Genomic DNA, 21878 nt, shown 5'->3' on the forward strand with positions numbered 1-21878 from the left:
TAAAAATAGATAACCTCACGTCATTAACGTCAAAATAGGGCGCTCTGGTGGTTTTTCGTCCGTAATTGTTAAGGTGATGTGACTCGCAACTAGTTAGTTGTTGAACATTGCGTGTGAGTGGTTACTTACATTTTGTGTTTTTAAATATGGTGGTTGTTTCTAATTTAATCTAATTGTAGATCTTGGTCACTTACTAATTTCACGTTAAATTTTCCGAGAAAATTAAATCTGCCGTTCTGTTGTGACTCGCTTCTCAAACTGCAACAAATAGTCAGGTTACGGTTAGAATCGGTGGAGAATAGAGCGAAAATCGGTAGCTGATGCCGATACTCATTACGTCGAAATAGCATGATATTTCTCTTGTTTAAAGCTGTAAAAGAAGTGGGAGTGAACGGCTCTAATTGTGCTTTTTACGACTATTATACGTACAAAAAAGCCCACGTAAGGTGGGCTAATAGAGTGATGTTAGTTCAGGGTTAACTGGTCAGTAACTTCTGTAGTTTGTCTCTGAGCATCTCAATGTGCGTTCTCTCTGGTGTCTGTTCTTTACAGTGTTCGAGAATGAACTCGATAGAGCTTAGTACTGTTCGCCAGCGAGGTGTTTTAGGCAGCGTTTCTACACGTAGGTATTTGTCTAACGTTCGCGTTTGTAGTGTGCTTCTGTCTAGATAAACGCGCCATAAGCCACTCTTCTCTGCGAACGCAAACTTGGTTTCTCCGGTAACCGATTCCCAGTATAGGATGGCGTTGCTCATCGCGTCGACTAAGACTTCACGCATTAACTCTTGCTTGTTTTTACCTTCTCCTGTGGCTTTATCTGCTAAGCGTGTAAACTCTCCGCCTAGTTCTTTCAGCTGCTGAAGCTTGTCCTTATCACCTTCAAAGGCATAGCTAGAAAGCGCTTCAACAGCCGTCTCAAGGTTATTGATACGGTTTGAGTTAACGCCACCGCCAACATTGAATATGTACATGGTGTCTAGCCCTGAGCCTTCAGGTAACTTGAGGATGTCACTCGGTATGCGCTGACGAGTGTCATCTATATAGATGTCGATATCGCCACAGTAGTGTGCTTGTTCCACTCTCAGGTATTTAGGCGCGATGATTTCGTCGGCCATTGAGCGCTTAAGTTGCTCTTGTCCGCGCCTAAAGAGTTTAGCTGCCGCTTCGTTGGCAAAGCGAATACGTTGGTCATCACGAATGCAGATGATGGCCTCTGGTGCAGATTCTAGCTGCTCGAGTAAACGTCCTTGAGTTTCTAGCAAGTTAGCTTCAACCATCGCTCTGTGCTTGAGCTCTAGTTGTAGTTGGTCGTTCTCAAGGCGTCTCTGCTCAGCTTTACTTGCTGATAGATGTGCTGTGATTCGAGCTGATAGCTCTTGTTTGTTGAATGGCTTAGACAAATAGTCATTAGCGCCAGCTTCGAAGCCGCGTACACGGTCTTCTGCTTGGTTGAGCGCGGTCAGCATTATGATCGGTAGTTGCGCATGGTCATATTGCTTACGCAGTGTTTCACACACTTGATAGCCGCTCATGCCCGGCATCATGATATCGAGGAGCAATAGTTCTGGCTTCTCTTTTTCAATCAACTCGATGGTTTCAGGGCCATCGCAGGCTGTACGTACTCGATAGCCTTCTAGTTTCAAGAAGCTGTCTAGTACACGAAGGTTAACGGGTTCATCATCCGCGATAACCAGCAGTGGACCATCAGGGTTCTCATTGATGACGCTGTTTTCTTGCTGTGTGTTATCAATCAAGTCAGGCGCTTTGAAGTGTGAGTAGCTACCTGATTCGTTGTAGTTTTTAAGTTCTTCTTCTGTCGCCAGAGGCAGAGTAAAACTGAACGTAGTACCTAGCATTGGCTGGCTACTTACGTATAGCGAACCACCCATTAATTCAATTAACTGGCGACTGATCGATAAGCCAAGGCCTGCACCTTGGCGATAGTTACTGGCGTCTTGGCCTGCTTGAATCAGGGGTTCGAAGATATGTTCAAGATACTCTGCTGGTATGCCTTGACCAGTATCGACCACTTGCACACGAATGTTGTCGTCGATTACGCTCGCAGAGATAACGATTTTACCTTCTGATGTGTACTTGATGGCATTGCCGACCAAGTTATACATCACCTGCTCAAGGCGCTGAGGATCGGACGATACTAGCCCTAAATCACTCGGCACTTGGTTAATAATACGAATCGGTTTATTGCCCAACAGGTGATGAGATAGCTCAAGCACCAAGCTGGTGGCAGCAGACAGATCAACCGCAGATTTCTTAATGTCCAAGCTACCGTAACGCATCTTGTGATAATCAAGCAGATCATCAACCAAGGTTGCTAGTCGCTGACCACTGTTGATGATGATATCCAACTGGTATTTCTGGTTCGCCGGAATAGGGCCATTCGCACCCGATGTCAATGCTTCAGCAATACCAACCATACCATGCAGTGGTGTTCTCAATTCGTGTGAGGTGGTTGCTAAGAATTCATCTTTGAGTTTGTTGGCGAGCTGCAACTCATCATTTTGTTTCTGAATGGTCTTAAGGTTGTCCTCAAGTTCATCATTTTGATTTTTGATCAGCTGCATCTTGTCACGAATTGAACGTTGCATTCGCTCAAAGCTGACAGCCAAGCGACCGATTTCGTCTTTGCGCTCTGTATTGATCATGGTTTCATCAAGGTCACCGGCAGAGACTTTCTCGGCTGCCCATGTCAGTTTAAGCAGCGGGGAGGTGATGAAGTTTGATAAATAGTGCGATGCAACCACCACTAGAATGATGGCGGTGAGCATGACGATAACGAAGATCTTTTCTAGCTGGTGAATACGTGCGAAGGCTTCTTTTTCTGGAAGCTCAACGACCAAAGCCCAAGTGGCGTACTTAAGCTCAATAGGTGTATAGGCCGCAATGATGGCTTGATTCTGGGTGTTATCGAATGTGCCAACAGCGGTTTCGCCTGCTAGTGCTTTGTCCACTACATCTAGGCTTAGATTTATAGATTTTTTCGAATGAGCGAGGCTACGAGGTAAGTGGTCACTACCAACGAGCAAAGTTTGAATGTTTGAGCTCTTGTTTAGATCGGCAATCAGCTTAGTGATGCCGTTGATTGGCAGCCTAAACATCGCGTAACTGTGTAAGTAACCTTGCTGCACGATAGGTGCGCCTAACCATGCCGTCTGTTTACCGTTCTCGTCCTTAAAGTCAGAGACAATAACTGGTGTGTAATCTTCATTTGACTTGCGTCGGTCTGTGACGTCTTTAGCCAGGCGCTTGAAAGTAACACCTAGGTTTGAGTCCTTGTACTTACCAGTCAGCAAGTTAGTGCCGTAATCGTCATTTTTGAAGACGGAGTAAGCAACGTTACCGTTGATATCAACCAATAAAATATCGTCAAAATCGGAGCGCTTAAGCAACTCTAGATAGGCGTTATGATAGCGCTTATGCAGTAGGCGATAACGTTCACTACCAATATAGCTGCTCGATTCTGGAAGAATGGATGTTTTGATCTGATCACCAGAACCTTGGATATAACGTTGCTGAGCATTGTTGCGAGCTTCGTCAATATCCAAGCCTAGGCGTTGGAAGGCATTGATTAAGCCATAGAAGCGTCCGCCACTGGCATTGGCTAGTTCTGAGCGAACAAAGCCCATCACTTGGGATTCTTGAGCCTGTAGGTAGTCGACAATCTGTTGTTGCTTAGTATCACGAACAGAAACAAGGTGCGAAGTACTTTGTTCCTGAAGATCCTGACTGTGCGATTGGAGGAAAAATATCGCGATAAGTGTCACTGGAGTAATACTAAGGACAAGAAATGCCAGCATTAGGGTGTTTTGAAGGCGCTTAAACTTCTGCTTACGATAAAATCTAAACATAAATTGGGTACTACTTTCCTTTGATGTACTGCTAAAAGGGGCGAAAACAAGTACAGAGAATAGAATTAATGGTTTCCAATTTAACGAAATTAACGAGTTTTTTTACTTTGACAAGTAAGTGGTATTTAAAGCGTGTGCAAAAGCTCACTTTTATAGACTTTTGACAAAAATATGAACAGACAGCGCAGATAATGACCCTGCGCTGTGCTAGATAGGCTACTTGTTTGCGTGGTAGATCGCGAATTTGGTGGTCTTATTTAGAGTCGCGCATTTTCCAAATGCTTGCTCAATAATTGGGATGTATTTTAAGAAGCTGTTGGCAACAATGATCAGCTCACCAGAACGGTTTAAATACTGTGGAGCCTGCGCCAGAAGGGTTTCTGTTGCACTGTAGCTCGTATCCAAGCCCGAGTGGAATGGTGGGTTGCTGATAATGAATTGATAGTCTTGCGCTGTATCAGAGTAGACATCAGAAGCGAAAACTTTGCCCGTTAAGCCGTTCGCTTCCAAAGTTGCTTGGCTAGACGCTACTGCAAACGCACTGATGTCGCACATCTCAAGTTCAATATCAGGATTGCGAGAGGCCATTACTGCACCGAGTACACCGGCACCGCAACCGAAGTCCAACACTTTGCCCTTCAACGTTGGTAATGTATCTAGCAGAAGCTGGCTACCGACATCAAATTCACCATGGCTAAATACACCTGGCAGGCTTTTTACGGTAAGTGACTGCTCACCAATGTTCACCGTGTAAGTTTTAAACCAGTCTTGCAGGTTAAAAGCGGCTGGTTGCTCAAAGCATTGACCCCAGTAGAAAGAGCAACGACGCGCTGAATCGTATTTTACGACCTTACCGTAAGCGGCAAACATCTTCTCAATGCTTTTCACGCCAGAGCGGTTCTCACCAACCACAACAATCTCAGTATCTTTGCCTAGTTTGGCAAACAGCATCGCCAGCAAAAACTCAGCTTCAGCTTTTGCTTTTGGCCAGTACAGCATCACTAAGTCAGCTTTGGTCTCTTCGGTAAACTCAGCACCGTAAAAACGTTGAATAGCGCTGTAGCCTTCAAGCTGACGGTAGTAGCTGTAGTTTGAAGTAAATACAGAAACAGACTCACAGTGTTTTGCTAACTCAACAGGAAATAAGTCTTCAGCCTCACCGGCAACTAAAACATGTTTGCCTTCAAAGTAGGCAAGTTGGCGCTCAGCAATCTGGCTTGGGGCAATATAAGCTGACATAGGACACTCTATTGAATTGTTAGCAAAAAATGAGGGCGGATTTTCGCATAATCCGCCCAAAGCTTGAAGTGTTTAATACTCGTTCGGCAAGTAAGTGATTGAAGAGCGGTTTAACTCTTGTCTTGCTGATTTAAAAAGTCCTTAAACTCTTCATCGTAGATGTTAAATAGAACAATGGTAATCGCAAAAATCAGCGGGCCGTAGATAAGACCAATCAGTCCGAATAGTTGGATACCACCCAGTAGCGAGAAGAAAATCATCAGGGTGTTCATACCCGCACTGCCTTGCATTAACAGTGGTCGTAGTAGGTTATCTATCGAACCAACAATTGCCACGCAGTAAACCGTTAGGAAGATAGCCCAAGTCGTGTCACCGGTTAAGAACAAGTAAGCCGCCGCTGGGATCCAGATTAGCGCAGTACCGACCACCGGGATGAAAGAGGCAAAGCCCATCATGGTGCCCCAGAACAGTCCTGGGAAGCCAGCAATCCACATACCGAAACCACCAGCTATACCTTGTGCGATTGCAGTTAGGAATGATCCCATCACTGCTGACTTCGATACTTGCTCAATCTCAGCGAGAAGTTTGTCTTCTTGGCTGCGAGACAGAGGAAGAATGTGGCGAACCACACTGATGATTTTGTCATGGTCTCTAAGTAGGAAGAACAGAACGAACAGCATCAAGAAGAAGTCCATCAAGAAGTTGGTCGCATCACCAAGGATCTTCGCACTAATGCCGACAAGCTTAGAGCCAAAGCTTGTCGCGAACTCACCAACTTTCTGTGCGATAGCTTTCGGTTCAATGTTATCGAAAGGCAGGTAGTTATTAATTAAAGATAGCGCTTTAACCACGATAGGGTGCTCAAACAGGGTTTGAATACCGCCATGGGTTACCCATTGATAGGTGTTTTGAGAAAATAGAGAGCCTTGTTGCACGATCGCTGCAAACACCGCCAATAGAGGGATAACGATAATAAAAGTTAGAATCACACACGAAAGCAATGAGACTAGGTTTGCTTTATTTGGGATCTTCTTTTCAAGCCACTCATGGATAGGAAACATCAACAGTGAAATGATGAAGGCCATCACGATTGAATTAACGTATGGTTCTATAAGTAAGTAACAAGCATAAGCTGCAACGAGCAGCGCAATGATGATTACCCAGTGACTGGAATTGATTTTAATTTTTTCTGACACGGTAATGGTCTCTATATTTGCGTTCTGAGTTTATAATGGCTGCAAAACAGAGAGTTAGCAATGAGGAGTTTTGATTATGGGATGCTGTAATAAAGATAAGAAATGCCAAGATGAAGAGCAGCAAACGAAAAAAGAGCTCCCTTGGTTCAGAATGTTCCTTGGTACGCTGATGCTGTTGGTTTTCCTGTTCTGGGAACGTTAAGCGCTTTGCCGACATTGGATGACGGATGTGAAAGGGAGGTTCCCTTAAAAAAGCTGAGTGCCATCCATTAAAAAGGGCTGCGTTAATGCAGCCCTAAATTCAATCAGTTAGCGGCTTATCAGCGCTTATGATTATTTACTTTCTGCAGCAATAATCGCAAGAGAGCGGTCAGCGGCTTCTAGTGTCGCATCAATCTCTTTTGAACCGTGAGCAAGCGATGTGAAGCTCGCTTCGAATGCTGAAGGCGCAAGGTACACACCGTGATCTAGCATCAGGTGGAAGAAGCGCTTGAAGCGTTCTACATCACACTTAGTTACATCTTCGTAGCAAGTTACTGTTTCTTGCTCAGTGAAGAAGAAGCCAAACATGCCACCAACTTGGTGTACTAGCATTGGGATGCCGTGCTTGTCAGCAAGTTGCTTGAAGCCATTCGCTAGCTGCTTAGTTTTTGATGCTAGACGCTTCTCGTTGCCTTCTTCACGTAGAAGGTTCAGACATGCATAGCCTGCAGCCATTGCTACTGGGTTACCAGAAAGAGTACCCGCTTGGTAAACTGGGCCTGTTGGTGCGATGTATTGCATCACGTCTTTACGACCACCAAAAGCACCGACTGGCATACCGCCACCGATAACTTTACCAAGACACGTTAGGTCTGGCTTGATGTTGTAGTAAGCCTGCGCACAGCCTTCAGCCACACGGAAACCTGTCATCACTTCATCAAAGATCAGTAGCGCGCCTTCTTGGTCACAGATCTCACGTAGACCTTCGTGGAAGCCTTCTACTGGTGGGATACAGTTCATGTTGCCCGCTACAGGTTCAACGATGATACAAGCGATCTCACCTTTGTTTGCTTCAAACAGCTCACGTACAGAGTCTAGGTTGTTGAATGTCGCCGTTAGTGTGTGCTTAGCGAAGTCTGCTGGTACGCCTGGAGAGCTTGGCTGACCTAGAGTCAAAGCGCCAGAACCTGCTTTTACAAGTAGGCTGTCTGCGTGGCCATGGTAGCAGCCTTCAAACTTAAGAATTTTGTCACGACCAGTAAAGCCACGAGCAAGGCGAATCGCGCTCATGGTTGCTTCAGTACCTGAGCTAACCATACGTAGCTGTTCCATTGAAGGAACCATCTCAGACACAAGCTCAGCCATTTTGATTTCAGTTTCAGTTGGAGCACCGAAGCTAAGACCACGTTGAGCCGCTTCAATTACTGCATCACGGATAACCGCGTGGTTGTGACCAAGGATCATTGGACCCCAAGAGCCAACGTAATCGATATATGCTTTACCATCAGCATCAAAAATAAGTGGGCCATCAGCGCGTTCAACGAAGATTGGAGAACCACCTACGCCATTGAATGCACGAACTGGAGAGTTTACGCCACCAGGAATAGTTTGCTGTGCTTTTTCGTACAGCTCTGCTGATTTGGTCATTGATATATCCTCTTTTGACTGTCGGACCAATTGGCAGGCATTGTACCTATCCATAATCCAACTAGGAATGGTTTCGCTGATATAATCGCCCGAATCTGATTGTTTTGTGTGGTTGCACATTCATTTTGTTTTTATTTGATGAGTTTTTAGCAGGAAAAACGGCGATCAGGTGGTGAATACTTGAACGTTTCAGTCAGGTATTGGATAATCAGCAGAATATAAGAAAACACTCAACAACTATGGTCTCGAATTAGATTTGTATCATGTTGTTTTTGACACAGGTAAGAGAGGTTGTCGTGAGCGAAGCAAATATCCCATTGTCTTTTTCTGATGCAGCAGCTACCCGCGTACAAACGCTGATTGCTGAAGAAGAAAACCCAGAACTAAAACTGCGTGTATACATTACAGGTGGTGGTTGTAGTGGTTTCCAATACGGCTTCACATTCGATGAAAAAGTAAATGATGGCGACACTACGATTGTAAATAGCGGTGTAACACTGGTTGTTGACCCAATGAGCCTACAATACCTAATGGGTGGCGTGGTTGACTACACAGAAGGCCTAGAGGGTGCACGTTTCTTCGTAAACAACCCTAATGCCACAACAACATGTGGTTGTGGCGCATCATTTAGCGTATAGCAATAAAGAAAAAGCTTTCTCTGAAAGCTATATTCGAAACACCGTAAACGCCGGACTTATGTTCGGCGTTTTTGTTTTTTATCCCCTTCATTTTTACTTCCTTTAGTACACGGCATATTTTTTTAAACTGTCGATAACGTCCTCAACTTTATTTCTCCTGTCCTGTTAATATTACTTATTTGTATCAGTACATCTCTTGTGACGCTGTTGCGTCAATTAATGCACCTAATGCGCCAGAAAAGGATTTGCTATGCCCACTCTATTTTCTAACTCGCCACTTTTTCAGAAACTTAAGCAGCCGTGGTTGGTCTCTCTGACTTTAGTCATACTGCTTTCTCTCTGGCTTGGCTTAGGAGTGGGGCAAGCTGAAGAGTCGCCTGAGAAAAAAGCGACTGAGATTCCATTGGCAAAGGTTTCTTACCAAACATTTACCTCATCACCCACCTTTAAGACCATTGATTTATACGGTCGAACAGCGCCAGATCGACATGCGCGATTAGGCGCAGAGGTTGCAGGCAAGGTCGTCAGGCTCAACGTTGCTAAGGGTGATACTGTAAAAGCAGGACAAGCCATTGCTCAGATCGATAAAGGCGACTTGGAAATACAGTTAGAGCGGGCATCGGCTCTGTATCGCCTCAAACAGAAAGAATTTAAAGCGGCGCAGTCACTGAAGAAAAGAGGGCTACAAGGGGAAATTGCTTACACTACCGCTGAGGCATCTTTAACTGAAGCGAAAGCCATGATGCGTAATGCGGAGTTGGCATTAAAGAATACTGTTATTACCTCACCTTTCTCGGGTGTGGTTCAAGACTTGATGGTCGAGCTTGGTGATTTCGTTGGCGTTGGCGACCCCGTTGCTGGTGTGATTGACCTTGACCCTCTGGTGATTAAAGCGGATGTCAGTGAGCGTCATATTCAGCACCTGTTAGCCAATCAAGATGCATTGGTTCGTCTACTTGGCAGAGAGGAAGTAGAAGGGCGATTACGTTATGTGTCTCGAATCTCTTCAGCTTCTACTAATACCTTCCCAATCGAAATTGAAATCGATAACTCTGATGGCTTACTGCCCGCAGGTGTCAGTGCTGAAGTAAAACTCAATCTAGAAACAAGAGATGCTATCAAGGTGACACCTGCGATGTTGGCTTTGGATGAGGCGGGTAACCTTGGGGTTAAAACTCTGGTGTCAGTTGATGATGCGCCAAGCGTTAAGTTTGTCGGCATACAGCTAGTGAAGGCTGAGCAAGATGGAGTTTGGCTCACGGGCTTAGGTCAACAGGTCGATATTATTACCGTCGGACAAGGCTTTGTACGTGATGGTGATTCGGTGATTGCGGTTGAGCAAGGTGCTGAACTCTCAAATACAGTGGCTGAGTAGGAGATAACTGATGTATTCAATTATTGATGCAGCCTTGTCTCGTGCTCGCACCATGCTTTCTCTGTTGGCGCTTATTTTGGTTGCAGGTGTTATTACCTATATCACGATACCTAAGGAGTCGAGCCCCGATATTACCATCCCGATTATCTATGTTTCAGTTGGGCATCAAGGGATCTCACCAACCGATGCTGAGCGTCTGTTAGTTCGACCTATAGAACAAGAGCTTAGATCCATTGAAGGCGTAAAAGAGATGAATTCAACCGCCGCAGAAGGCCATGCTTCTGTGGTGTTGGAGTTTAATGTCGGAGTTGACCTTACCAAAGCGATGGCCGATGTGCGTGACGCCGTTGATCTTGCTAAGCCAAAACTGCCAGAAGACAGCGATGAGCCGACGGTTAATGAGGTCACGCTCGCCTCTGAGCAACCTGTTCTGTCTGTGGTGTTATTCGGTACTGTTCCTGAACGCACCATAGTGCAAATTGCTCGAGAGCTTGGAGATAAATTAGAGAGCTATCGCCAAATATTAGAGGTCGATATTGCCGGTGACAGAGAAGATATCGTTGAAATTATTGTTGATCCTCTATTGATGGAGAGCTACAGCCTAGATCAAGCTGATATCTACAATCTGATCGCATTGAATAATCGAGTGGTTGCTGCGGGTTTTGTTGATACGGGCTATGGTCGTTTCTCGGTCAAAGTCCCTTCGGTGTTTAACTCCTTAAAGGATGTGCTTGAGTTACCTATCAAAGTGGATGGCAAACAGGTCGTTACTTTTGGTGATGTAGCTACAGTTCGTCGAGCGTTTCGAGATCCGGAGAGCTTTGCGCGTTTAGATGGGAAATCTGCGGTGGTCTTGGATATCAAGAAGCGAGCGGGTGAGAACATCATTGAAACCGTAGACCTGGTGAAAGCGGTAATGGCTGGGGCTCAGCAGCAAGCTGAGTGGCCAAACAATCTGTTGGTTAAATACACTTGGGATGAATCGAAAGATGTGAAGATTATGCTCAATGATCTTCAAAACAACATCTTATCCGCCATCATTCTAGTGGTGATCGTAATCATCGCGATTCTTGGCGTGCGTACTGCTTTGTTAGTCGGCATCTCAATTCCTGGCTCATTCCTCACTGGGTTATTGGTTCTCTCAGTATTTGGGTTAACCGTTAACATTGTAGTGCTGTTCTCTTTGATTATGGCGGTGGGGATGTTGGTCGACGGCGCGATTGTGGTGACTGAATTTGCCGACAGGAGAATGCAAGAGGGAGAAGGACGTAAAGATGCCTATCGAGATGCCGCTAAGCGGATGGCGTGGCCGATTACAGCGTCAACGGCCACCACTTTAGCAGCGTTTGCTCCGTTGCTGTTCTGGCCGGATGTGACGGGCGAATTCATGAAGTATCTCCCGTTAACTCTGATCGCGACTTTAACAGCTTCATTGATTATGGCACTGCTGTTCGTGCCTGTATTAGGTGGCTTGATTGGTAAGCCTCAATACGTATCCCCTCAGAACCAAGCTCGAATGGTCGCCCTGCATAATGGTGATTTTACTCAAGCGACTGGCTTCACCAAGGCGTATTACCACACACTTTCTTTAGCGATTAAGCATCCATTTAAAATTCTGTTTAGTGCGATACTACTCGCGGTTGCAGTCGGCTTTACTTACTCAAAAGCAGGCTTAGGAGCCGAGTTTTTCCCTGAGGTTGATCCGCCATTCTTTAACGTTAAAGTGCGCTCACATGGTGATCTTTCGATTCAAGAAAAAGATGACATCATGCGTGATCTTGAGCAAGTGATGCTGAATCATGAAGAGTTCGACAGCGTTTATACGCGTACCGGTGGTGACGACCAGATTGGTTTGATCTCGATTACGCCTGTCGACTGGCAATATCGCCGTAGCGTGAAAGCGATCATTGAAGAATTAAAGCAAAAAACCGATCAATACGCTGGTGTCGAGATCGAATACAAGTTCCCCGATGCAGGGCCTCCGGTTGAAAATGACTTGGTGATCGAGCTCTCAGCTAAAACACCGGAGCAGCTTAATCTGGCAGCAAAAATCGTAAGAAGCTGGGCGGATGGTAATCAAACACTGACCAATATCAGCGATACAGCAAGTAAAGATGGTATCGATTGGAAAGTGGATATCCGCCGTGCTGATGCCGCGCGTTTTGCCGCTGATGCTACCGTGGTGGGGAATACAGTTCAATTCGTTACCAACGGTCTCAAGATTGGGGATTACCTGCCTGATGACTCAGCAGAAGAAGTCGATATCTTGGTGCGTTATCCGAATGATAAAAGGGATATCGGACGCTTCGACCAGCTCAGAGTCAAAACGCCAGCAGGCCTGGTTCCGATAACCAATTTTGCTCAGATCGTTCCAGACCACAAGCAAGACACTATCAAACGCCTTGATGGTAAGCGAGTCGTCAACATCATGGCAGATATGGAAGAAGGGTATAACCTTGCTTTAGAACTGCCAAAGATCGAGCAGGCGTTAAGTGAGCTAGGGCTTCCAGATAGCGTAGATTTTCGTATTCGTGGTCAAAATGAAGAACAGGAGAACTCGTCAGCCTTTTTGCAAAGTGCATTCTTAGTAGCACTAGCGGTGATGGCTTTGATTCTTATCACTCAGTTCAACAGCTTCTATCAAGCCTTCTTAATTCTAAGTGCAGTCTTGTTCTCTACGGTTGGCGTATTCGTTGGTCTACTGATCTTCCAACGCCCGTTTGGCATTGTGATGTCGGGGATTGGGGTAATAGCGCTCGCCGGCATAGTCGTGAACAACAACATCGTGTTGATTGATACTTATAATCAGCTCATCAAAAGAGGCATGGACAAGCGAGATGCGATTCTAAGAACCGGTGTTCAGCGTTTAAGGCCAGTAATGCTCACGACGGTTACGACTATCTTAGGTTTAATGCCGATGGTGTTAGAGATGAACATCGACCTGATTAATCAAAAGATAGAGTTTGGCGCGCCAAGTACACAATGGTGGTCACAGCTTGCGACCGCTATTGCTGGTGGTTTGGCGTTTGCCACGGTGCTGACTTTAGTATTAACCCCTTGTTTGTTAATGCTTGGACGGAACAACAAACCTGAAAAACAGTAGCTAGTTGTGGTATGTGAGCATAAAAAAGAGCGCCTTGATGGGCGCTCTTTGCATTTTTCTATTTTGCTGTGAAGCTACAAACGCCTAGTTAGTCGCTAGTAACTGACCGTATCGCTCAAGGTTCTTCAATCGAATCTCAGAGTTTGCAATAAAGGTTGCTTTTGCCTTACCCGTTAGCGACTTAGATTGAGGTAACTTCACGGTACGCGCATTCTTGTGAACGCCATTAACTAAGAACTCGTAGTGCAAGTGTGGGCCTGTTACACGGCCTGTGCCGCCCAGAGTACCAATAGTTTGACCTTGCTTAACACGTTGCCCTGTTTTCACCATGCGTTTCTTCATGTGCAGGTACTTAGTGATGTAAGTGTTGCTGTGTCGGATGAACACGTAGTTACCGTTGAACTGGTTGTAACCAGACTTCTGTACGATACCATCACCGGCGGCCCAGATAGGTGTGCCAACTGGGGCTGCATAGTCGGTACCTCGGTGAGCACGAACTTTACCTGTTACTGGGTGTTTTCGGCGAGGGTTGAAGTTTGATGTTACACGACGAAAATCAATAGGCGAGCGCAGGAAGGCTTTCTTCATCGCTCGGCCGTTTTCGTCGTAGTAGTTACCGCTTTTATCGTCTAATACCGCAGTAAATGAATCGCCTTGGTTGGTAAAAATGGCTGCCATGATCTTGCCACGGCCAATCACTTCACCTTCAACCACCTTCTCTTGATATAAGATTTTAAAGCTGTCGTTCTTACGAATATCCAATGCAAAGTCGATATCCCAACCAAAGATACCCGCAAGCTCCATGATTTGGTTGGCGGTTAAGCCTGCACTGACGCCTGCATTCCAGAAGTTAGAGGTAATATTGGCTTCGGCATAGTTGTATTGGTAAGCCACTTCTTTTTTATCAAAACTTGAAGTGAATGAATCGCCAGATTTGGTGATTTTGAAGCTTTCAAACGCGCTTAGTTGTCGTTTGAGCTGAATAAGGTCGTTGTTTTCATCAAATCCGAATTGCAATACGTCACTAGGTCTTAGGTTCGAGAGCTGCTTTTTAATATCGTTATTGGTATTGAGAAGGTTGAGCAGTAAGCGGTATGAAAGGCCAATACGCTCGAATAAAACAGAAGTGCTTTCGCCAGAGCGAACCGTGTATTTTTCCCAGTTAAGGACAGCCGTTGGTGGCGCGTCATTCGAGCTTACTAGCGCAGAAGCGTCGATGCTCAAAGGGTAGTGTTTTCCTACAACAAGCGCGCCCGTATCGTCACGTAAGCTGTTGACGTCGGGAAGTAAGAAGAGCGCTATGAAAATTATGGCACTAAAAAATGCGATAAAAGCCCGGTGCAATATAGGAAGGCGTGCAAAAATAGACAACATGTTCCGGTTCGTTCTGTAAATATTATGAAAATCGGCGACGGAATAGTGTAACTGGTTTCAAAATACATCGCTATTCAAGTAAGATGTCTAACTATTATATTTTTGCCAAATCTGTGGGAGTGAACAAGAATGGCGAGTATTGAAGCTGCACTAGCCGAGATCAAACGTGGCGTAGAAGAACTAATTCCAGAAGACGAGCTGATTGCTAAATTAAAAGAAGGTCGTCCTTTACGCATTAAACTGGGTGCCGATCCAACGGCTCCAGATATTCACCTAGGCCATACGGTTATCTTTAACAAGCTTCGTGCTTTCCAAGAGCTTGGTCATGAAGTGACATTCCTGATTGGTGATTTCACTGCAATGGTTGGTGACCCATCAGGTAAAAACTCAACGCGTCCACCACTAAGCCGTGAAGACGTACTGAAGAATGCTGAAACTTACAAAGAGCAAGTATTCAAAATTCTAGATCCTGCGAAAACACAAATTCGTTTCAACTCTGAGTGGCTATCTGACCTTGGCGCAGAAGGTATGATTCGTCTTGCTTCTAACCAAACTGTTGCTCGTATGCTTGAGCGTGATGACTTTAAAAAGCGTTACGCTGGTGGTCAACCAATCGCTATCCACGAATTCATGTACCCACTTCTACAAGGTCACGACTCTGTTGCACTAGAGAGCGATGTTGAGCTTGGCGGTACTGACCAGAAGTTTAACCTGCTAATGGGCCGTGAACTGCAAAAAGCAGCAGGTCAAAAACCACAAGCGGTACTGATGATGCCGCTACTTGTTGGTCTAGACGGCGTTAAGAAGATGTCTAAGTCTGCACACAACTACATCGGTATTAGCGAAGCACCAAGCGAAATGTTTGGTAAGATCATGTCTATCTCTGACGATCTAATGTGGAGCTACTACGAGCTACTTTCTTTCCGTCCACTTGAAGAAGTGGCAGAGCTGAAAGCTGGTGTTGAAGCGGGTAAAAACCCACGTGACGTGAAAGTACTTTTGGCTAAAGAGATCATTGCTCGTTTCCACAGTGAAGCGGATGCTGATGCTGCAGAGCAAGAGTTCGTTAACCGCTTTGCTAAAAACCAAGTGCCAGATGATATGCCTGAGTTCGAATTCGAAGCGGGCCTACCAATTGCTAACGTTCTAAAAGAAGCGGGCCTAGTAAACTCGACTTCTGATGCGATGCGTATGATCAAGCAGGGTGCTGCTAAGATCGAAGGCGAGAAAGTTGAAGACAACAAACTGGTACCAGAAGCTGGTACAGCTGTTTACCAAGTAGGTAAGCGTAAGTTTGCTCGTATTACTATCAAGTAATAACGTACATCAATGATTGAATAAAAGGCATCTACGGATGCCTTTTTTATTGACAGAAAGTTGACGAAGAATTTTTTACAGGATTGCTACACTATGCGCGCTGTCGAACTGACAGTAATTTTGGAGATTTTTATGAACAATACCGACCATCCTCCTAGTTTGAATGGAGAAGAATAACCTGTCTCGGTATTGATCTATTGTCCTGCCGTTCAGGTAGGGTATCTTTGTTTTCCCTTCATTCTTTTCCACACTCTAGATTCTAACAAGTAGACACATCAGTGCTTTAAGCTCTTGGTGCGCTCAGTTATATGCTTTATGTATCGAGTTATACGCTCTTGGTGTACACCGCTTTATGTTTGTGAAGTACTCACTGTAGGCTACTTGTTTTGATGGTCGTTACCTTTGCCAATCGGGAGATTCGCCATGACGGTAATGAACAACACTTTTTTATCTATTGAAGCTCTGTACTCAGAGCAAGACATCCAAGCTGTATCGAATGCATTTCAGCAATATGGGCGTGAACAGCAGGTCAGGCTTTTGAACTGTATGCCGCTTGAAGATGCAGTACTTGTATTAGGGCAATGCTCTCTAAGTACGATTCAAGCTCTACTTAGTGAGTTAGAGGAGCAAGGCTTTGAAAAGCGTTCGCGACATCTAGCTCACCAACTAGGGCTAATCTATTCAGAGGTTGAGCCTCAACAGGGTTACCTTTCTACAGGTGTATTAAGCCATGTTAGACAGCGTATCGGTTGGATTATTGCGCTGGCACTGCTGGGCATCGTTTCTGGGCTTATCATTGCTCAGTATGAAGATATCCTAAGCCAGTTGGTACTGCTGGCTATCTATATGCCAGTTATCGCTGCAGCGGGAGGTAACACGGGAACACAAGCCGCTACTTTGGTGATTAGAGCCTTAGCCACTGGTGAATTGAAAAAACGTCAGTGGGCCAATGTTCTATGGAAAGAGTTTAGAGTGGCTATTTGTTTAGCACTGGCGATTGCCGCGGTAATGATTGGACGTATCTTACTGTTCAGTGAGAACCAATCCACTGGTGGCTATGACATTAATATGATTGCCTTTGCAATCGCTGTTGCTCTGTTTATTCAGGTGACAATATCGACGGTTCTTGGCGGCGGGTTGCCTATCGTGGCTCGTTTGTTCAAGTTGGACCCTGCAGTGCTAGTGAGCCCAGTATTGGCCTCAATAGTAGACATCTCGGGGATGTGGATCTATTTCACTGTCGTGAATGCGTTTTTAGGCATCGCCTAGCGCTTATTAAATAGTAACAGCACTTCGAAAATAAAAAATGGCGCTGAAGATCTTAGATCTTCAGCGCCATTTTTATTGCGTCATAAACCGCTTACAACAAACGGTTTGCTATTTGGACTGGCTCTGTGTTTGGCTGTATTCAATCACATCTTTATAAAAAGCACGTTCAAACTGCGTAATCGGTGCTTCCACTGGTTTGTCTGGATCTTGCTCTTCAGGGAAGTAATCACGAACAAATTGCACAAACAGAGAGTTTGGCTTCCCAGACTCATCCAAACCATATCCCGCCATATTGTAGGTTCCGTACAAAGAACCACTCTTCGCTATGATATTGCTTTGAATCGGCGCTTTCCTCATGCTTTGTCGGTACTTAAGCGTTCCATTTATACCTGATATTGGCATGGCATTGATTAGGTTGAGCTGTGAGTCGTTTTCCCAGATATAACGAAGCACTTTAGCCATGGTCTGCGATCTCATTCGGTTGTTTCTAGATAACCCAGAACCATCAACGAGCTGCGCTTTGCTGAGGTCGATATTCGCTTTGGTCAGCAGTATCTGTTTTATTGCTTCAGTGCCGTTATTGAAACTCCCCGATTGCACATAAAACTTTGCTCCCAAGGTTTTGGTTAGGTTGTCTGCGATCAGGTTATCGGATTTCTTGAGCATAGTATCGAGCAGGTCTGGAAGTTTCGCTGAGTGATGGCTAGCCACTAACGTCGTGTTGTTTGTGCTTTCCTTAGTTCCAATGATCACATCACCCTTTACTTGTATTTTCAGCTCGTTAAGTAGTGAGTTCACCACTTGAGAGGTGTAAAGCTCAGGATTTTGAATGGCGAACTTTAGTGGTAATGGCTTCTTACGTTCCACTAAGCAACCAGAGAGCGTGTACGAGTTATCTGGCGTGGTGATGAGCTCTAAGTCGCACTGGGTGGCTTTTTGTCCAGAGCGCGTAACAGTGGCTGCATTGGTTGTCACGTCTATTGGATAATGGGCTGGAATATAGACGCGAGTGCTGCCGTTATCCTTTGTGTAAATAGAGGCTTGTACACAGTTGCTGTCTAAGGTCATTGCACTAGAAGGCGCGCTGTAACAAACGCCTAGAATGTCCCAAGGCCAACCAACCGCCCGTTGATAGCCGGTATAAGCCGTGTTATCTAGGTATAAGTTGCCTTTGATGGTTCTGGATTGAGACTTAGCGTACTGAGCTAACAGGCTTTTTAGCTGTTCACGTTGCAAGGTTGGGTCGCCGCTAAATGAAATGATTGAATCATTGCCAGAACGAACAATGCTGGTGGTGTAATGAAAGTTGTCGCCCAGCTCTAATTTAGCCGCTAAAGCCGTCACCAGTTTTAACGTACTAGCAGGAGGATAAAACTCATCGCTATTGGAATTAAGCTCGCTCGAATCATCGCTTAACGATTGGAGGAGCAAACTCGTACTACTACCATCGGGCAGTGTATCTAGAGGGGCGTATGCGAAAGCGTCAATAGAGAAAGCGCTAATGGAAAAACTACATAGCAGTAGTGTGGATAGAAGGCGCATAGAAGATTGTCTTGGATGGCTGATGTTTTCAGTATACAGATATAAAAAACGCCCGCTAGAGAGCGGGCGTTTTGATTCTTAATTAACTAATCAATTAGATAATCAGAGTTAGAAGTCGTAACGTAGACCTAGAGCTAGCTCGTCTTCAGAATCTAATTTACCAACTTCTTTCTTGTCTAGTAGGTTGAAGTTGTATGATACGTAGCCACGGAAGTTCGGCTTGAAGTAGTAAGTTGCATCAACCGCTAGGTTGTCAGCAGTATCATTTTTGTTACCAGATGTTTCTTTTTCAAGTTTGTTGTAAGTTGTGCTGAATACAGTTTGGTCTAGTGTATAAGCAGCCGCTAACTCGTAACCTGTTTTGTCAGTCTTGTTAGAACCATCTTTGTCTGTGCCCATTACAACAGTCGCAGCAAAGTATAACTCATTTAACTCGTATGAACCCGCAACCATGTACTCGTCTTCAGATGCATTTTTGCCTTTGTTTTGGTCAGCATAGCCAGCACCTAGTTTGAAGCCAGATGTACCGAAAGCATACACACCAGATAGAGAGTAGCCATCAAACTCTGTTTCAGAGATAGTGCCGTCTTTGTTTTCAATGCGGTCAGAAAAACGGTAGCTCGCTTTTACGCCTAGATCTTGGAATTGGCCTTTGTAAGATAGCATGTTGTCTGCGCGGTCAGCTGTTTCTACTTTGTAAGCAGCACTGTTACCGTGGTAAGCCATGATATCCGTGAAGTCTGTGATTACACCTAGTGCACCGTCGTTCTTACCGTAAGTCACTTCGCCGAATGTACCGCCAAGACCAGCGTATGTGTAACGGTTGTCAATGTCTGAACCGTTATCACCTGTATCTTCATTTGCATCTGCATCTGCAGTAGTGAACTCACCTTCGTAGAAACCAACACCGTATAGGCCGTCTTGGATATCAACTTTACCTAGGAAGTTTAGACGTACACGAGATAAATCGTCAGCTTTTCCATCTTTCATAGATAGACGAGCTTCAGCGCGGCCACCCATATCTAGAGACGTACCGTCTTGGTTGTATAGTTCTGCCGCGTTAGCGCCAGTAGCAAGAGCTGCAGCAGATACAGCAAGCGCGATCATAGTCTTGTTCATGTTATTAATTCCTAATTACTGTCCATAGAAGTTTTTATTAAGGATTTGACCCCTTTTGTGTATTGCCCGTATTAATCAGGCTTCATAACCATGATTAGAACAGAAGTCTGAAAAATGCCAGTGCAATCCATGGGTTACTTTTTACCTCTAAAGTTCCATTGCCAGTTAGTAAAATGATATAAAACTAAAAAATGAACACTGTTTTATTATATTTGTTGTTATTTAAATTTTTGTTTTATAGTGATTTTTACAAAAGTGTGATCTGTGTTTATTTTGTTTGTTTTTTGTTTTTTTAGATGTTTGTTTTTCAGGTTATTGATGGGGAGGTTATTATTCATTTTTGTGATGGCAGTAATTTAGACCTAGATACAGCTTTTAAAACGCAAAGTGGAATAAAGATGATTTAGCCATAAAGTTTGTTTACACTAAGCCAAATTGTTTTGTTTCTACTACCCAATAAAATACGTTGGGTGGATTTATGTTGGCCAAAGAAAGCTTTGGCATAGAGGTAAAAAATGGAAAAGGTTCCAATGACAGTACGTGGCGCTCAGCAGCTACGTGACGAATTAGATCGCCTACTTAAGCTACGCCCTGTTATCTCAGCAGCTATTGGTGAAGCACGTGAACTAGGTGACTTAAAAGAGAATGCTGAATACCACGCCGCTCGTGAAGAGCAAGGTATCTGTGAAGCTCAAATCCGTGATATCGAATACAAGCTATCTCTAGCTCAGATCATCGATGTAACCCAAATGGAAAACACGGGTAAGATTATCTTTGGTACAACAGTAACTCTGATTGATGTTGATACAGACGAAGAGTACCGTTACCAAATCGTTTCTGAAGACGAAGCCGATATCAAAACTGGCCGTATCTCAGTGAAGTCACCAATTGCTCGTGGTCTTATCGGTAAGATGGAAGGCGACGAAGTGATGATTTCGACTCCTGGTGGTGATAAAGATTACGAAATTGACAAAGTAGAATATATCTAATTGAATTTTCTTTGTTTCTGATAAGTAAAAAGGTCGCTAAATGCGACCTTTTTCGTTTCTCACGCTACACTAAAAGATAAGCGCACTGGCTATCCCTTTGTGAAGCTAGCTTATTATATGGCTAACTTATTTACGTGGAATCTCGATTTTACGTGCTTCTGATTGACGGAACAGTACTAGAACTTTACCGATAGTCTGTACTTTCTCAGCTTTAGTTTCACGTACAATTGCATCGATAATCAGCTGCTTAGTTTCACGGTCTTCTGATGCAACTTTAATTTTGATCAGTTCGTGGTGGTCTAGAGCTAATTCGATTTCCGCTAGAACAGCTTCAGTAAGTCCATTTGCGCCCATTAGCACTACAGGTTTTAAACTGTGAGCTAGGCCCTTTAGATGCTGCTTTTGTTTGGTACTTAGGTTCATTACGCGGCCAATTTTCTTTACTATTAGGGTTGAAAAAAACCTATTTTAACGCCATCTAATGCTGAAGACTATAATTTATTCGGCAATTAGTACTTTCCTCCACTTTAGGTATCCAATGAGCAAACAGAAACACTCGGCCAGTTCAGGCCGTTGGTTGAAGGAACACTTCGACGACAAGTACGCAAACGAAGCAAGAAAGAAAGGCTATCGCTCACGTGCTTATTTCAAAATGGAAGAGATTCAAACGAAAGATAAATTGCTGTCTCCAGGGATGACCGTTGTGGATTTAGGTGCAGCGCCTGGTGGTTGGTCTCAATATGCTGCTAAGATTGTTGGAGACAACGGACAAATCATTGCGTGTGACTTGTTACCAATGGATCCGATTGCTGGCGTTAGCTTCTTACAAGGCGATTTTCGCGAAGACGCTGTTCTTGAAGCCTTATTGGAACGTATACAACCAAACATGGTTGATGTCGTGATGTCAGATATGGCACCTAATATAGCGGGCAACAACTCTGTAGATCAGCCTAGAGCTATGTATTTAGTTGAATTAGCTTTGGATATGTGTCGACAAGTTCTAGCTACCGATGGTAGTTTTATTGTAAAAGTATTCCAAGGCGAAGGGTTTGATCAATACGTTAAAGACGTCCGTGAGATGTTTAAAACGGTGAAAGTCAGAAAACCCGACTCTTCTCGAGCTCGTTCTCGTGAAGTGTTTATCGTAGCCACTGGTTACAAAGGTTAACGATTCTCTTCCAAGAGTGAGAGTTAACAATATGGCTACAGGTTACAAACTGTA

The 21878-nt window shown here is 44.5% G+C and carries 16 protein-coding genes; 8 read left to right on the forward strand and 8 right to left on the reverse strand.

Translation table 11 applies throughout. The features are described from left to right. Positions 1-476: 476 nt before the first annotated feature. The 3 genes from JC606_RS01015 to JC606_RS01025 all read right to left on the reverse strand — a co-directional run bounded on the left by JC606_RS01015 (position 477) and on the right by JC606_RS01025 (position 6301). Positions 477-3866, reverse strand: a complete 3390-nt coding sequence (locus tag JC606_RS01015; protein WP_198777618.1) for a response regulator — start codon at positions 3864-3866, stop codon at positions 477-479. Positions 3867-4082: 216 nt separating this feature from the next. After that, on the reverse strand, positions 4083-5105 hold the full coding sequence (rsmC, locus tag JC606_RS01020) for a 16S rRNA (guanine(1207)-N(2))-methyltransferase RsmC (protein WP_137407256.1): 1023 nt from the start codon (positions 5103-5105) through the stop codon (positions 4083-4085). Between the two features lie 110 nt (positions 5106-5215). Next, positions 5216-6301 (reverse strand): AI-2E family transporter, encoded by a 1086-nt coding sequence (locus tag JC606_RS01025; RefSeq protein ID WP_198777619.1) that lies wholly within the window; start codon positions 6299-6301, stop codon positions 5216-5218. Between the two features lie 76 nt (positions 6302-6377). On the opposite strand from JC606_RS01025, the gene JC606_RS23520 reads away from it, so the two are divergent. Next, entirely contained in the window at positions 6378-6503 is a 126-nt protein-coding gene (locus tag JC606_RS23520) for a hypothetical protein (protein WP_019824360.1), read from the forward strand. 131 nt (positions 6504-6634) lie between these two features. On the opposite strand, the gene hemL is transcribed toward JC606_RS23520, so the two are convergent. Further along, complete coding sequence (gene hemL / locus JC606_RS01030; protein ID WP_102425339.1) at positions 6635-7930, reverse strand: glutamate-1-semialdehyde 2,1-aminomutase; 1296 nt, start codon at positions 7928-7930, stop codon at positions 6635-6637. A gap of 296 nt (positions 7931-8226) precedes the next feature. Between hemL and erpA the strand changes: the two genes are divergently transcribed. From erpA to JC606_RS01045, 3 genes are all read left to right on the forward strand, one after another. After that, positions 8227-8568 (forward strand): iron-sulfur cluster insertion protein ErpA, encoded by a 342-nt coding sequence (gene erpA, locus JC606_RS01035; protein WP_004738231.1) that lies wholly within the window; start codon positions 8227-8229, stop codon positions 8566-8568. A gap of 250 nt (positions 8569-8818) precedes the next feature. Next, the gene (locus JC606_RS01040) at positions 8819-9943 is read left to right on the forward strand and encodes an efflux RND transporter periplasmic adaptor subunit (protein WP_198777620.1); all 1125 of its coding nucleotides are present in this window, start codon (positions 8819-8821) and stop codon (positions 9941-9943) included. A 10-nt stretch (positions 9944-9953) separates the two neighbouring features. Continuing rightward, positions 9954-13046 (forward strand): efflux RND transporter permease subunit, encoded by a 3093-nt coding sequence (locus JC606_RS01045; protein ID WP_198777621.1) that lies wholly within the window; start codon positions 9954-9956, stop codon positions 13044-13046. An 84-nt stretch (positions 13047-13130) separates the two neighbouring features. Here the strand turns inward: JC606_RS01045 and JC606_RS01050 are convergent, their stop codons facing one another. Beyond that, positions 13131-14420: a peptidoglycan DD-metalloendopeptidase family protein gene (locus JC606_RS01050; protein WP_198777622.1), complete on the reverse strand. Its 1290-nt coding sequence runs from the start codon at positions 14418-14420 to the stop codon at positions 13131-13133. Between the two features lie 129 nt (positions 14421-14549). On the opposite strand from JC606_RS01050, the gene tyrS reads away from it, so the two are divergent. Together tyrS and JC606_RS01060 are read left to right on the forward strand one after the other, a co-directional pair. After that, positions 14550-15737: a tyrosine--tRNA ligase gene (tyrS, locus tag JC606_RS01055; protein ID WP_004738241.1), complete on the forward strand. Its 1188-nt coding sequence runs from the start codon at positions 14550-14552 to the stop codon at positions 15735-15737. Positions 15738-16160: 423 nt separating this feature from the next. Then, the gene (locus JC606_RS01060; RefSeq protein WP_061032502.1) at positions 16161-17006 is read left to right on the forward strand and encodes a magnesium transporter; all 846 of its coding nucleotides are present in this window, start codon (positions 16161-16163) and stop codon (positions 17004-17006) included. 108 nt (positions 17007-17114) lie between these two features. Here JC606_RS01060 and dacB read toward each other — a convergent pair whose 3' ends face one another. Next, positions 17115-18548 carry a serine-type D-Ala-D-Ala carboxypeptidase gene (gene dacB / locus JC606_RS01065; RefSeq protein WP_198777623.1) on the reverse strand — a complete coding sequence of 478 codons (1434 nt, stop codon included), beginning with the start codon at positions 18546-18548 and terminating at the stop codon, positions 17115-17117. A gap of 108 nt (positions 18549-18656) precedes the next feature. Beyond that, positions 18657-19667 carry a porin gene (locus JC606_RS01070; RefSeq protein ID WP_017106933.1) on the reverse strand — a complete coding sequence of 337 codons (1011 nt, stop codon included), beginning with the start codon at positions 19665-19667 and terminating at the stop codon, positions 18657-18659. Between the two features lie 515 nt (positions 19668-20182). On the opposite strand from JC606_RS01070, the gene greA reads away from it, so the two are divergent. Next, positions 20183-20656, forward strand: coding sequence for a transcription elongation factor GreA (gene greA / locus JC606_RS01075; RefSeq protein ID WP_008222155.1), 474 nt, complete (start codon positions 20183-20185; stop codon positions 20654-20656). Between the two features lie 126 nt (positions 20657-20782). On the opposite strand, the gene yhbY is transcribed toward greA, so the two are convergent. After that, a complete protein-coding gene (gene yhbY, locus JC606_RS01080; protein WP_004738252.1) occupies positions 20783-21079 on the reverse strand; it encodes a ribosome assembly RNA-binding protein YhbY in 297 nt (98 codons plus the stop codon). Between the two features lie 115 nt (positions 21080-21194). Between yhbY and rlmE the strand changes: the two genes are divergently transcribed. Then, complete coding sequence (gene rlmE, locus JC606_RS01085) at positions 21195-21824, forward strand: 23S rRNA (uridine(2552)-2'-O)-methyltransferase RlmE (RefSeq protein WP_137407263.1); 630 nt, start codon at positions 21195-21197, stop codon at positions 21822-21824. Positions 21825-21878 lie beyond the last annotated feature (54 nt).

The organism is Vibrio sp. IB15, from assembly GCF_016406055.1.
GTDB classification, from domain to species: Bacteria; Pseudomonadota; Gammaproteobacteria; order Enterobacterales; family Vibrionaceae; genus Vibrio; species Vibrio chagasii.

Coding starts and splice junctions, on each gene's coding strand:
- JC606_RS01015 (WP_198777618.1), bottom strand. CDS start 3,866: ATGTTTAGATTTTATCGTAAGCAGAAGTTTAAGCGCCTTCAAAACACC.
- rsmC (WP_137407256.1), bottom strand. CDS start 5,105: ATGTCAGCTTATATTGCCCCAAGCCAGATTGCTGAGCGCCAACTTGCC.
- JC606_RS23520 (WP_019824360.1), top strand. CDS start 6,378: ATGGGATGCTGTAATAAAGATAAGAAATGCCAAGATGAAGAGCAGCAA.
- hemL (WP_102425339.1), bottom strand. CDS start 7,930: ATGACCAAATCAGCAGAGCTGTACGAAAAAGCACAGCAAACTATTCCT.
- JC606_RS01040 (WP_198777620.1), top strand. CDS start 8,819: ATGCCCACTCTATTTTCTAACTCGCCACTTTTTCAGAAACTTAAGCAG.
- JC606_RS01045 (WP_198777621.1), top strand. CDS start 9,954: ATGTATTCAATTATTGATGCAGCCTTGTCTCGTGCTCGCACCATGCTT.
- JC606_RS01050 (WP_198777622.1), bottom strand. CDS start 14,420: ATGTTGTCTATTTTTGCACGCCTTCCTATATTGCACCGGGCTTTTATC.
- tyrS (WP_004738241.1), top strand. CDS start 14,550: ATGGCGAGTATTGAAGCTGCACTAGCCGAGATCAAACGTGGCGTAGAA.
- JC606_RS01060 (WP_061032502.1), top strand. CDS start 16,161: ATGACGGTAATGAACAACACTTTTTTATCTATTGAAGCTCTGTACTCA.
- dacB (WP_198777623.1), bottom strand. CDS start 18,548: ATGCGCCTTCTATCCACACTACTGCTATGTAGTTTTTCCATTAGCGCT.
- JC606_RS01070 (WP_017106933.1), bottom strand. CDS start 19,667: ATGAACAAGACTATGATCGCGCTTGCTGTATCTGCTGCAGCTCTTGCT.
- greA (WP_008222155.1), top strand. CDS start 20,183: ATGGAAAAGGTTCCAATGACAGTACGTGGCGCTCAGCAGCTACGTGAC.
- yhbY (WP_004738252.1), bottom strand. CDS start 21,079: ATGAACCTAAGTACCAAACAAAAGCAGCATCTAAAGGGCCTAGCTCAC.
- rlmE (WP_137407263.1), top strand. CDS start 21,195: ATGAGCAAACAGAAACACTCGGCCAGTTCAGGCCGTTGGTTGAAGGAA.